The following is a 12,994-nucleotide window of genomic DNA, read 5'->3' on the forward strand; positions in this document are numbered from 1 at the left end:
CCTGGGTGAAAGAGGTAGTAGATACGGGCGGAATCCCGATTGTAATTGGTGGCGGACACAACAATGCCTATCCGATTATCAAAGGAGTTTCCGAATCCAAACAACGCGCAATTTCGGTTGTGAACCTCGATCCGCATGCAGATATGCGTATGATGGAAGGGCGGCACTCCGGAAATCCGTTCTCTTATGCCTTCGAATACAATTTTTTAAGTCATTATTCCGTTATCGGGTTACATGAATCTTACAATAATCAGTTTATCCTGGATCAGTTGAAGCAAATGAATGCCTTTTTTACATTTTACGAATCCTGGCTGGAGAAACCATTCAAGTTTCAGGCAGATATCGACAAGGTGTATGATTCGCACTTTCAGAATCTGATGGGAGTGGAGTTGGATATGGATGCAATTGCGTTTATGCCTTCAAGTGCTTTTACTCCTTCCGGAATTACGGTGGACCAGGCACGGATTTATGTGCGGAAAATGGCCTCTCTGGAAAAGGTGTGTTACCTGCATTTGCCGGAAGCTGCACCTAAAACAGAAACCGATGAGATCATTGTGGGGAAATCATTAACCTATTTGGTGACGGATTTTGTGAAAGAGTACCATAAACATCACGTTTAATTCGTATATTCAATTTGTGGCGACATTTCGAGACATAACCTATAGTACATTGCGATTCATTCGGGTGTTTTTTCCTTTGGTTTTGCTGGTCCATCATTTAAAACACAATCTCTTGGCCCTTTTTTACTGGGTGTTGTTTTTTCTGCTGATTTCGGACCGGATCGGAGTTGGATTTGGCTTGTCTTATTTGTTTTTGTCTCCTGAATACCAGGGAAATACCAGTTTTTTTTCGTTCCTGCTTATTGGTTTCTCATTCGGAGGGCTGACGATGGCTTTTCATTCGTATTCCTATATGCGGTTGGCGTCCCGTTTTCCCTTTCTGGCAATGGTGAATAAACCGTTTGTCCGTTTTTGCATCAACAACGGCATTATTCCGACGACGTTTATTATCTATTTCCTCATTCGGATCATTCGTTTTCAGCGCATGGAAGAGTTTGAATCCTGGACGAATGTGATTCTCTTCGGATTGGGCTTTTTGGTTGGATTCTTCCTGTTTGTAGGCGTTTCGTTGCTCTATTTCTTTCCGATCAATAAAAACCTGTTTGAATTGAGACGGTTCAGTGCGGCTCAACCTACCAGGAGCGAGCGTTGGCTGCGTTTCGGGAAAGGGAACAGGATTAAAGTAAAAAGTGCCAACAAGCAGCGTTTGTATTTTTATGTGGGAAGGGGAATGCGGATTCAGCAATGCCGTTCTACCAAACATTATGCACAATCGCTGTTGCAATCAGTGTTTGATCAAAACCGGATTTCGACCACTGTTTTTGAAATTGCAACCATTTTGACTTTCATTTTAATCGGACTCTTCGGCGGGAAAACTTTCCTGGATGTTCCGGCCGGAGTGAGCGTGGTTCTTCTGATGACGATCATTTTGATGTTGTTGAGTGCGCTGATGACCTGGCTCAGGGTGTGGGCATATCCGGTGATTATTTTGATTTTCCTGATCATGAATTTCTTTTCCGAAAGCGGCGAGATTTTCCAGTTTCAGACCCAGGCATATGGTTTGAGCTATAAAAAAGCAGATTTGTATTCCGATTCTGTCATTTATACTTTCAGTAAGGATGCGAAGATGCGGAAAGACGATTATGATCAATATGTGACGTATTTGGAAAACTGGAAGCAGAAAACCGGGGAAGAAAAGCCTTTGCTGGTGATTGTGAATACTTCCGGAGGAGGTTCGAGAAGCGCTTCCTGGGTGTTTCAGGTACTTCGGGTGTGTGATTCTCTGAGTAATTTTAAATCTTCCAAACACATTGCGATGATTACGGGAGCTTCTGGAGGAACAGTCGGGGCGTCTTATTATCGTTCCTTGCTGCTGGAAAATTACCAGACAGGAAAAGTAAACTTCAGTGATCCGAAGTATTTTGAAGAGATTTCAAAGGATTTACTGAATAAATTGGCTTTTGCAGCTTCGACCAATGATTTGTTCTTCCGTTATCAATCGGGATTGGATAATTCGGAGTATAGTTACGACCGTGCAATGGCTTTTGAAGCGGATTTGAATGAAAATACGGGGCAGCGTTTGGGTAAACCCTTGTATTATTACAAAGTTTTCGAAAAGAAAGGAATTATCCCGAATGTCATTCTGACGCCTTCAGTAGTCAATGACGGACGCAGAATCATGATTTCGTCTTTGGGCTTAAGTTTCTTAATGGATTCGGCTTCACCGGCTGCAGAAACGAATCATATCCAGGAAAATATTGATCTTCATGCCTTGTTGAAAGGTCAGAATGCGGCTAAACTGCATTTGTCTTCTGCCTTGAGAATGAATGCAACTTTTCCGTATGTGCTTCCGATGACGAGTTTGCCGACAACTCCTGAGATTCAATTAATGGATGCGGGGGCAAGAGATAATTTCGGGACGAAAATTACGGTTCGCTGGTTGATGAAGCTGGAGTCCTGGATAGGGAAAAACACAAGTGGTGTGGTGATTTTGCAGATTCGGGATAATAAGCGGATTATGTACCAGGAGCAAACGCGTTCGTTCAGTTTGTTTGATAAGTTTACGGCTCCGATTTCGAATGTGTTCACGAATTTTCCGCGCATTCAGGATTATGATCAAGGTGATGTACTGGATTTGATTGTGGATAAATACGATGTTCCGATTCAAACGGTAAACCTGAATCTGAGAGAATTGCAGAAAGACCGCATCAGCTTGTCCTGGCATTTAACCAAGCATGAAAAACTGAAAGTGCTTTCCGCAATCAAGCGCTCTTCCAATGTGAAGGAATTTAATAGATATCAGCAACTGTTGAATTGAAAAGTAGATGAAACGAAGTTCTTTTCAATGCTCAATTAGTCGTGATCCCATTTCCGTTTGGAAGAACCCATTGAGTGTTTTACAATCCAACCGTTTTTACCAGCTTCTTTAAACAAAAACTTCCGCAATTTGCGTGGATAGAAAAATTTCCAGGTCATGCGGCTTCTGGATAATTTCTTTGTGACTTTACCGAGAGAAAGTAAATGATAACAAGCGGCTGCGCAGCGCATTCCGAAGAAGGCATAAGGATACGGTCCTTTTTGTAGAAATGGTGCAGAGGCAAGTAAAAGTTCCTGTTTTTGAGTCGGTGTAACGGGGATGAAAATCCGGCAGGTTTTGGTGGTGTCACAATAAAATGTTCTGTAAAACTGCTTTTCACTGGAGATAACATATTGGCCGATATCGGAATTCATATTGGTGGCGTTGACTTTTCCTCCGGGAATAAAATGCATCACGCTGTCTTGTCCGATCCGAAGTCCGATATGTCCGCCGAGCTTTCCTCCGAACCAGTGTGCTCCGCCTTTTGTGAGTGGTTTGGAACCGTAAATGATTTCTACGACCAATGTGTCTTTTTGGCAAAGTGCAAAAAAGGGAAACAACAAAAGACTTAAAATGAAAGGTTTCATATGGTTTTTTAGTTTCTTGATGTGAGATGCCGGTGATTTGATGTTTCTTTCTGGTAAGAAGCTGAATCCGTTCAGGTATTCAAAAGTTTAAAAAATTCAATTTGATATCTTTGAGTTTTTTTGGTCTATTGAACTGTTTCGCTTTGTTCATTACTGCGCCGAATGGAATTCATCATCACCAATATTTTCATAAGGTTGTTTTTCTCAATAATACAACTCGTGTGCCAATTCGTTTAAAATACTTTTTTATCGGTCGGATGCAATGATTAAAGCGTGTTTTTTTAATGTCCTGTCGAGTGTGAAGCGCATCGGGACGGGCTTTTTTTGTTCTGTCATTCTCGATACAGCTTCATGATATTTCGCTACTCGAATTGACAGAAAAACATTATTTTCGCTGTATGTCAGAAGCGGTTCAACTTTACAAGTATAATTTGGATGCTTATTCCCTGGAGAAGAATTCGGAGGATTATTTTGCGGAAAACTTTAACCCGTTTGAGGATATGAATTCTACCTATTGGTTGAATTTTCATTCCATGAAAAATAAAGAGGCAATTCTCAAGTTGTGCGACAAATTGTGTGTGGATAAAATCCTGCAGGAAGATTTATTTGCCCAAAGCAAGCGAACCCGTTTGGAGGAATATTCGGAATACGTATTTTTTAGTATTGTTTCTGCATTGCCAAAAGAAGGGGTAAATAACTACGACCTGAAAAAAGAGCGGATCAGTTTTATTATCGGGGATAATTACCTGATTTCGTTTCAGGAAAAGCAGTCGGATCACTTTCCGACGGTTCGCGAACGCATCGAATACAAAAGGGGGAAAATACGTTTCAAAGGCCCTGATTTTTTGCTATTCAGAATGCTGGAGGCGATTATTGATAACTACTCGGAAGTGGTGGAAGAAATTGGTGGAAACATTGAAATGCTGGATAAATTAGTGCTTCGGAATCCGAAAAGTGAAGTGCTCCGGAAAGTGGAATGGGAAAAACGAAAACTGCTTGATCTGAGAAAGATTGTGTTCCCGATGAAAGACTTGATGGGGCAGTTAGACCGGGTTGAGAATGAACTGATCATCGAAGACAATATTCATTATTTCCGGGAGTTGAAAGATACGTGTTACGGTTTGATCGAAGAGATCGAAGCGAAAAAACAGATGCTGGACGGGGTGGCAAATTTGTACTATGCGATCCAGGGACAGCGGATGAATGAAATCATGAAGGTTTTGACAGTTACCAGCGCAATCTTTATTCCTTTGACATTTGTGGTGGGAGTTTACGGGATGAATTTCGAAAACATGCCCGAATTATCCTGGAAATACGGTTATCACCTCATTTGGGGGATCATGATCTTTATCAGCGCGGTATTGATCTTTATTTTCTGGAAAAGAGGCTGGCTCAAAAGAAACAATTAATCCTGGTCGATCAGTTCATTGGCGTAAAGCATAAAGCGCGATTCTTCAAGCAATTGATATAATTGAATCCATTCTTTCGGTGTGAAAGCGAGGATCATCCTGGTGTTGTCTGTGTGCATGTAAATCTTCTCGTTATTTTCTTTTTTCTCCTCGTAATGCATGGAGTGAATGTTGTGCACCTGGTCTGTCAGACGAATGAATTCATCGTATGAGAGAACGAGAACAACGTTGCCAAAGCCCAAATGAAACTGCTCGCAGTTTTTACATTGGATCAGACATCCGAACGAATTGTTGCTGATAGTTTTGTAATGACACATGCTGTTTGTTTTTGGTAAAATTATTATTTAGAACAGTTCTAAACAATACCAAGAAAAAGGTATTATTCCTTTTTGTGAAATTAACCTTAAATCGTTCATAACTCCTGAAAAACAGTGTTGGATAAAGGAGAATCCTTGCTAAATTTGTTAATCGCACAGAATCCGTTATTATGGCTGAAAATCAATATACTGAAGACAATATACGATCACTCGATTGGAAGGAGCATATTCGCCTCAGACCCGGTATGTATATCGGGAAATTGGGAGACGGAGCTTCGGCTGACGACGGGATCTATATTTTGGTGAAAGAGATTGTCGATAATTCCATTGACGAATTTGTCATGGGAAATGGAAAACGCATCGATATCAAAGTGAAGGATGGGAAAGTTTCTGTTCGTGATTACGGACGTGGAATTCCCCTGGGGAAAGTAATTGATTGTGTTTCTCAGATCAATACCGGTGGAAAATACGATTCGAAAGCCTTCAAGAAATCCGTTGGATTGAACGGGGTCGGAACGAAAGCCGTAAATGCATTGAGTGACTATTTCATGGTGTACTCTGTTCGTGACGGGGAGAAGAAACAAGCCGTTTTTTCCCGCGGTGAGCTGACGGAAGATTCTCCTTTGGAGAAAACAACTGAAGTGAACGGAACATATTTTGAGTTTATCCCCGACGAAACGATTTTCAAAAAGTTTGCATTCAAAATGCCTTACCTGATTAAGATGTTTTGGAATTATTGCTATCTGAATCGTGGACTCGCTATTTATTTCAACGGAGAAAAATACCAATCCAAAGACGGGTTGAAGGATTTGTTGGAAGACAACATGGATGGAGATCCGTTATACCCGATTATCCATTTGGAAGGCGATGACATCGAAGTCGCATTCACACACGGAAAAACCTATGGAGAAGATTACTATTCGTTTGTGAATGGTCAGCATACTACTCAGGGTGGAACGCATCAAAGTGCTTTCAGAGAATCAATCGCAAAAGTAATCCGCGATTTTTACAAGAAAGATTACGATGCTTCGGATATTCGTCAGTCGATTGTTGCTGCAATTGCCGTGAAAGTCATCGAACCGGTATTCGAATCACAAACGAAAACAAAATTAGGTTCCCAGGAAATCGAGCCGGAAGGAAAATCCATGCGGGCGTTTATCAATGACTTCCTGAAAGATAAATTGGACAATTACCTGCATCGTCATCCGGAAGTTGCCGATACGCTGGAAAAGAAAATCAAGCAATCGGAACGCGAACGCAAGGAATTATCCGGAATTCGTAAACTAGCGCGTGACAGGGCGAAAAAAGCAAGCTTACACAATAAGAAATTGCGTGATTGCAGATCGCATTTAACCGATTTGAAGGATGACAAGCGTGAAATGACGACTTTGTTCATTACCGAGGGGGATTCTGCAAGCGGGTCTATTACGAAATCGAGAGATGTCAATACACAAGCAGTATTCTCATTGCGCGGTAAGCCTTTGAACTGTTACGGTCTGACCAAAAAAGTGGTTTACGAGAACGAAGAATTTAACCTGATCCAGGCGGCTTTAGACATTGAAGAAGACATGGACAACCTGCGTTACAACAACATCGTAATCGCTACCGATGCCGATGTGGATGGAATGCATATCCGCTTGTTGTTATTGACCTTCTTCCTGCAATTTTTCCCGGATCTGGTGAAACGAAATCACGTGTATGTACTTCAAACACCCTTGTTCCGTGTAAGAAACAAGAAAAAGACAATCTACTGTTATTCCGAAGAAGAAAGACGGAATGCCATAGCGGAATTGGGTAAAAATCCGGAGATTACGCGATTTAAAGGATTGGGAGAAATCTCCCCGGATGAGTTCAAGCACTTTATCGGAGACGATATCCGTCTGGAACCGGTTTTGTTGACCAAAGACGCATCAATCGATTCGATTTTGTCTTATTTCATGGGAAAAAACACCCCGGAACGGCAAGATTTCATTATCGAAAACTTGCGTGTCGAGAAAGACGAGGAGAAGCATGTGGATAAAGCAGAAGATCTTTCGTCCGAAGATGAAAATACCGAACCAATCGAAAAAGCTTCTTAGAAAATGATTGTAAACAATTTTCTCCCCCTGCCCCCTCCAAAGGGGAAGTTGATTCGGAATTCCGGTGTGGAGGATTTGTTTTCGATAAATAGCTGTTTTACTTCTGATTTTTGTGAGAAAGGAAGTTTTAACTTCCCCCTTTGGAGGGGGATTGAGGGGGAGGATACTCCTGAAATATCTTTGATTAAAGACCGAATAATATGAGTGAAGACGAAATCGGACCGATCGATCCTGAAAATGACAACTCCGATAACTTAGGAGATGATGATGGTCAGGAATCGAATGAGTCAAGTCCTTTTGAGAAAAACCATGTAGATGAAAACATCATTCCGCTTGGCGGATTGTATGAGAATTGGTTTTTGGATTATGCTTCGTACGTTATATTGGAACGTGCTGTTCCATCCTTGCATGACGGATTCAAACCGGTTCAGCGAAGAATTCTGCATTCCATGAAGGAATTGGATGATGGACGTTACAACAAAGTAGCAAACATTATCGGGAATACCATGAAGTATCACCCGCATGGAGATGCATCCATCGGAGATGCATTGGTGCAGCTGGGGCAAAAGGATTTATTGATCGACTGCCAGGGAAACTGGGGAAATACATTGACGGGTGATGGAGCTGCTGCTCCGCGTTATATTGAAGCGCGTCTTTCCAAGTTTGCGAGTCACGTGGTATTTAATCCCAAAACAACGAATTGGCTTTTGAGTTATGACGGACGGAACAAAGAACCGGACAATCTTCCCGTAAAATTTCCGATTCTTCTTGCTCAAGGGGCGGAAGGAATTGCAGTAGGAATGGCATGTAAGATTCTTCCTCATAATTTCATTGAATTAATTGACCAGTCGATCAACCATTTGCGTGGAAAGAAAGTGGAGATTTTCCCGGACTTCCTGAATGGGGGAATGGCGGATTTTACCAACTACAATGACGGATTGAGAGGTGGAAAAGTACGTGTCCGGGCAAAGATCAAAAAGATCGACAACAAAACGTTGATCATCAATGAAATTCCGTTTGGTTGCACAACTTCTTCGTTAATCGAAAGTGTGATCAAGGCGAATGATAAGGGAAAAATCAAAGTGAAGAAGATCGAAGACAATACGGCAGCTGAAGCTGAGATTGTGATTCATCTTGCTCCCGGAGTTTCTCCCGATAAAACGATTGATGCCTTGTATGCATTCACAGACTGTGAGGTTTCCATTTCACCGAATGCTTCAGTAATTGATGGAGACACTCCGCGTTTTATGGGAGTTTCCGAGATTCTGAAAGTGAATACGGATAATACACTGACCTTGTTAAGACGTGAGTTGGAAATCCGTCTGGCAGAATTGGAAGCACAATGGCATTTTTCGACCCTGGAAAAGATCTTCATCCGGGAAGAAATGTACATCGACTTTAAGTTGTATTCCGATAAAGAGAACTTGTTCCAGTACATGTATAAACGCTTTGAGAAATTTAAAAAGCACTTTATCCGTGAGATTGTAGATGAAGATTTACAGCGCCTGACACAGATTCCGATGATCCGCATTACGCGTTTCGACTCCGACAAAGCAGACGAGTTAATCGCGAAGCTGGAGGCGGAAATGGAAGAGGTTAAAAAACACCTGGAAAACCTCGTTGAATACGCAATCGAATATTACAAAGATCTGAAAAAGCGTTTCGGAGCAGGAAAGGAGCGTAAAACAGAGATGAAAGTCTTTGATAACATTGCTGCAACGAAAGTAATTATCGCAAACCGCAAGTTGTATGTCGATATCGACGAAGGATTCATCGGCTGGGGCTTGAAGAAAACGGAAGCGGTTAACGATTGTTCCGAAATTGATGATATCATTGTTTTCTTCGATACGGGGAAATTCATTGTCACAAAAGTATCGGAGAAGAAATTCGTCGGGAAAGGAATTGTCCATGCCGATGTTTGGAAAAAAGGAGATAAACGCACGATTTATCACGTGATGTACCAGGATGGAGCTGGTGGCGCTACTATGATGAAACGGTTTTTCGTGAATTCGGTGACACGCGATACGGAATATGATTTGACCCGCGGAATCAAAGGATCAAAACTGTTGTATTTTTCAGTTCATCCGAATGGAGAACGTGAAGTGGTAACGGTGATGCTTCGTCCGCGTCCGCATTTGAAGCGTTTGCGTTTTGATATGGATTTGGGAGACTTGTTGATCAAAGGCCGTCAATCAGCCGGAAATCGCGTAACGAAGGAAATTGTACAGAAGATTACACAGAAAGAAGTCGGGGGGTCAACCCTGGCGGCGCGTAAAATCTGGTACGACACGGTTGTTGGACGTTTGAATGACGAAGGAAGAGGGAAATTCCTGGGCTCATTCAAAGGTGAAGACCGCATTTTGACTTTGTACAAAAACGGAGATTACAGGTTGTCGACTTTCGATTTGGCAAACCACTTCGACGAAGACATGATCCACATTGAAAAATGGGTCACAGACCGACCGATTTCAGCTGTTTATTACGATGGTGAGAAAGACCTGCATTACGTAAAACGTTTTGTATGTGAAATCACGACCGATAAGCGGGTAAGTTACATTTCTGAAACCGAAGGTTCTTATTTGGATTGCGTTTCAACGGCATTCAGACCGGTTGTCAGAATTGTCTATAACAAATTGCTGAAGGAAACCAAAAACCTTCCGGATAACGAAATTTCCCTGGCAGATTTCATTGATGTGAAAGGAATGAAAGCACAAGGAAACCAGTTGACGAAGCTGAAGGTTAAAGAAGTTGTCCTGACGCATGAAATTGAAGGTGCGGAACCGTGGCCGGATGAAGAACCATTGGAACTGGAAATTGAAAACCCGGAGGACGAAGATACGAACGACGGAGATTCCGGTGAAAATGGAGGGAATGATCATCCGACCATTGAATGGGATTTGACCAAAGATCCCGATGATCCGGATGATCAGCCGAAATTGTTTTAAATAGATAGAGAAGTCCTGGTGAAAGCTGGGACTTTTTTGTTGTCAGCGACTGAGAGGAATTGACGTAATTCGTAATAATTATACCTTTGGGTATTATACTTTTAGGTATAATACCTTTTAGTATTAAATATCAAAAAAAACTGTATCTTAGGGTGTAATTGAGTAGGATTTTGCCGAAAAAAACCGTATTTTTAGATTAAAATCTAATCGCTATGCAGGAAATCTATTCCCCGTTTATCTTCGGGAACACCGTCAGTATTGAAGCTTATACCAACCGGGAAAATGAGGCGCGTCGCCTCAAACAAAACCTGCTTGGTGGAATCAATACCATTCTCATTTCTCCCCGTCGTTGGGGAAAATCTTCATTGGTAGAGCGTGTTTTAATTGACATCAATAAATCGGAGAAAAAATGTAAAACTGTTCTGCTCGATTTGTTTACGGTAAACAATGAATTGGATTTTTTCGAATTATTTACGCGGGAAATCATCAAGGCAACTTCTACCAAATGGGAAGATTGGTTGCACGACACCAAAAATTTCCTGTCTAACCTGGTCCCAACGGTTCACGTAGGTGTAAATCCTCATTTGGACTTCACCATCAAATACGAACATGAAAAGGTGCGCGAATTTGCCGATGAAATTCTGAATCTTCCGGAACGTATTGCAAAGGAAAAAGGAATTCGCTTGGTGATTTGCCTGGATGAGTTTCAAAACCTAACGAATCTGCTGGAGTATGAATCGCTGGAAAAGAAAATGCGCGCCATCTGGCAGCGGCAAAAGCTGGTTTCTTACTGTTTGTTTGGAAGCCGGAGACATATGCTGGAAGAGATTTTTAATAATCCGTCGAAACCCTTTTATCGTTTCGGGGATTTGATGTTGTTACCAAAGATTTCAGAAGAGGCGTGGGTTAAATTTATCCAGACCAGTTTTAAGAAGACGGGAAAACAGATTTCTAAGGAAATTGCAACCATTATTCCCCGTTTGATGAAGAATCATTCGTGGTATGTGCAGCAACTTTCCCATTACGTATGGAATCATAGCCGGCAGGAACCTGTAAACAAACAAACGATCCAAAATGCATTGACCGAATTGATCTTCGCAAATCAACCGTTGTATCAACGTGAAATAGAAGGAATGAGTGCTACACAGGTGAATTTGCTGAAAGCCATTTATCAAAAAGAGAAACAGTTGACAGCTGGCGGAGTGATGCGCAATTATAGTTTGGGAACACCGCGAAACGTCTCCAAAAATCGTTTGGTACTGGAAGGACGTGACATGATTATTAAGGAAGAAACCGGAATTTATGAGTTTCTGGATCCAGCGTTTGAATTGTGGTTCGGGAAACAGTATTTCCAGGTGCAGTGGGCTGCAGCGATAGATTAACTTGTTTTGATAGAAATATGATGGTTGCGCGTGCGCATCAGTATACAATTCTCATAGAAATGACCCTTCCAGGGTTGTAAACCCTGGAACAAAAAAGTGCGGTTTATTCTTCGATATTCAATTGCGGCTTAAGCACACATTTCTTCCCCAAACGCTTCATATGTCTGAAATGAGAAGCCAAAGCCTTTCGGGTGCTTGGATAGTAATAATAGTCTACGCCGTATTCCTCGCAGGTCTTTGCTACAATCTTTTGAATTGCCGGATAATGAATATGCGAAATACGTGGAAATAAATGATGTTCCACCTGGTAATTCAATCCGCCGACAAACCAGCTCACAACCTTATTATCAACTGCGAAATCACTGGTGGTAGCCAACTGATGAACCGCCCATTCGTTTTCAATGATCAATTCCTTCGAATGACAATGTTCAAATTCCACGTTTTCAACCACGTGAGCCAATTGAAAGACGAAAGACATCGTCAATCCAAGCATCATGTGCATCAAAACAAAACCCAAAATGGTCCAGCCGATTCCCCAAACGAATGCAGGAAGAACTAAATAAAGTCCGAAGTAGATAATACGGGTTGTCCAGAACATCACATGATCAATAGGCTTCATTCTGCCAACTTCCACATTGAAACGCGAACCCAAAATATAATCTTCGAAATCCTTTACCAAAACCCAGTAGATAGTCGAAATACCATATAAGAACGGAAGGTAAATGTGCTGAAAACGATGTGCTTTATAACGTGGTTGCGTATCACTCATGCGCAGAAACGGCGTTTTGGAAATATCGTCATCAATTCCGTCAATGTTGGTATACGTATGATGTACCAGGTTGTGTTTTTGTCTCCACATAAAAGCATCACTACCCAACGCGTTCATGGATAATCCGAAAAAGTAGTTGACGTTTTTCTTTTTTGAAAACGCCTCATGACAAGCGTCGTGCATGATGTTGAATCCAACCAAAGCCTGGACAAAACCTAATAAAGCAGATAACAACAATGCAACATATCCCGGAATCGGCAAAAGCATGATCGTTAAATAGATCGCAACATACGTTGTAATGATGATGGCGGTCTTCAGATACAATTTCCAGTTCCCGGAAGTTTCTAATTGATTTTCATCAAAGTAGTTTTGAACAGACTTTCTCAGCGTAGAGAAAAATTCACCTTGCGGTTTGGAAAATTGTACTTTTTTCAAGCGTTTTGTGTTTTATAGTTGGGCAAAGCTACGAAATAATTGCCTTCGATCCGGATTAATTCGCAGATGAGTCAATGATTCCTAACGGATTGAGGACTTTTTGGGAAAGTTATTTCTGAACCCGCTCGTTTTTTTAAAACCTGAATATTTATATAT

9 protein-coding genes are annotated in these 12,994 nt (G+C 41.5%); 6 read left to right on the plus strand and 3 right to left on the minus strand.

Annotation, left to right across the window (positions count from 1 at the left end):
• Positions 1–620 (plus strand): arginase family protein (locus Q1V93_RS02360; RefSeq protein WP_300660885.1); only part of this gene is annotated, 620 nt, incomplete at its 5' end.
• Between the two features lie 112 nt (positions 621–732).
• Positions 733–2,877 carry a hypothetical protein gene (locus Q1V93_RS02365; RefSeq protein ID WP_300660887.1) on the plus strand — a complete coding sequence of 715 codons (2,145 nt, stop codon included), beginning with the start codon at positions 733–735 and terminating at the stop codon, positions 2,875–2,877.
• A 35-nt stretch (positions 2,878–2,912) separates the two neighbouring features.
• On the opposite strand, the gene Q1V93_RS02370 is transcribed toward Q1V93_RS02365, so the two are convergent.
• The gene (locus tag Q1V93_RS02370; RefSeq protein ID WP_300660888.1) at positions 2,913–3,503 is read right to left on the minus strand and encodes a hypothetical protein; all 591 of its coding nucleotides are present in this window, start codon (positions 3,501–3,503) and stop codon (positions 2,913–2,915) included.
• A gap of 398 nt (positions 3,504–3,901) precedes the next feature.
• On the opposite strand from Q1V93_RS02370, the gene corA reads away from it, so the two are divergent.
• Complete coding sequence (gene corA, locus Q1V93_RS02375) at positions 3,902–4,912, plus strand: magnesium/cobalt transporter CorA (RefSeq protein WP_300660890.1); 1,011 nt, start codon at positions 3,902–3,904, stop codon at positions 4,910–4,912.
• On the opposite strand, the gene Q1V93_RS02380 is transcribed toward corA, so the two are convergent.
• Entirely contained in the window at positions 4,909–5,229 is a 321-nt protein-coding gene (locus Q1V93_RS02380; protein WP_300660891.1) for a DUF6686 family protein, read from the minus strand. The genes corA and Q1V93_RS02380 overlap by 4 nt on opposite strands.
• A gap of 170 nt (positions 5,230–5,399) precedes the next feature.
• On the opposite strand from Q1V93_RS02380, the gene Q1V93_RS02385 reads away from it, so the two are divergent.
• From Q1V93_RS02385 to Q1V93_RS02395, 3 genes are all read left to right on the plus strand, one after another.
• The gene (locus Q1V93_RS02385; protein ID WP_300660893.1) at positions 5,400–7,307 is read left to right on the plus strand and encodes a DNA topoisomerase IV subunit B; all 1,908 of its coding nucleotides are present in this window, start codon (positions 5,400–5,402) and stop codon (positions 7,305–7,307) included.
• Positions 7,308–7,507: 200 nt separating this feature from the next.
• Complete coding sequence (locus Q1V93_RS02390) at positions 7,508–10,252, plus strand: DNA gyrase/topoisomerase IV subunit A (protein WP_300660895.1); 2,745 nt, start codon at positions 7,508–7,510, stop codon at positions 10,250–10,252.
• Positions 10,253–10,464: 212 nt separating this feature from the next.
• A complete protein-coding gene (locus tag Q1V93_RS02395; protein ID WP_300660897.1) occupies positions 10,465–11,634 on the plus strand; it encodes an ATP-binding protein in 1,170 nt (389 codons plus the stop codon).
• A gap of 103 nt (positions 11,635–11,737) precedes the next feature.
• Here Q1V93_RS02395 and Q1V93_RS02400 read toward each other — a convergent pair whose 3' ends face one another.
• On the minus strand, positions 11,738–12,838 hold the full coding sequence (locus Q1V93_RS02400) for an acyl-CoA desaturase (protein ID WP_300660900.1): 1,101 nt from the start codon (positions 12,836–12,838) through the stop codon (positions 11,738–11,740).
• Between the last annotated feature and the right edge of the window lie 156 nt (positions 12,839–12,994).

The organism is Fluviicola sp., from assembly GCF_030151805.1.
Lineage (GTDB): Bacteria > Bacteroidota > Bacteroidia > Flavobacteriales_D > Crocinitomicaceae > Fluviicola.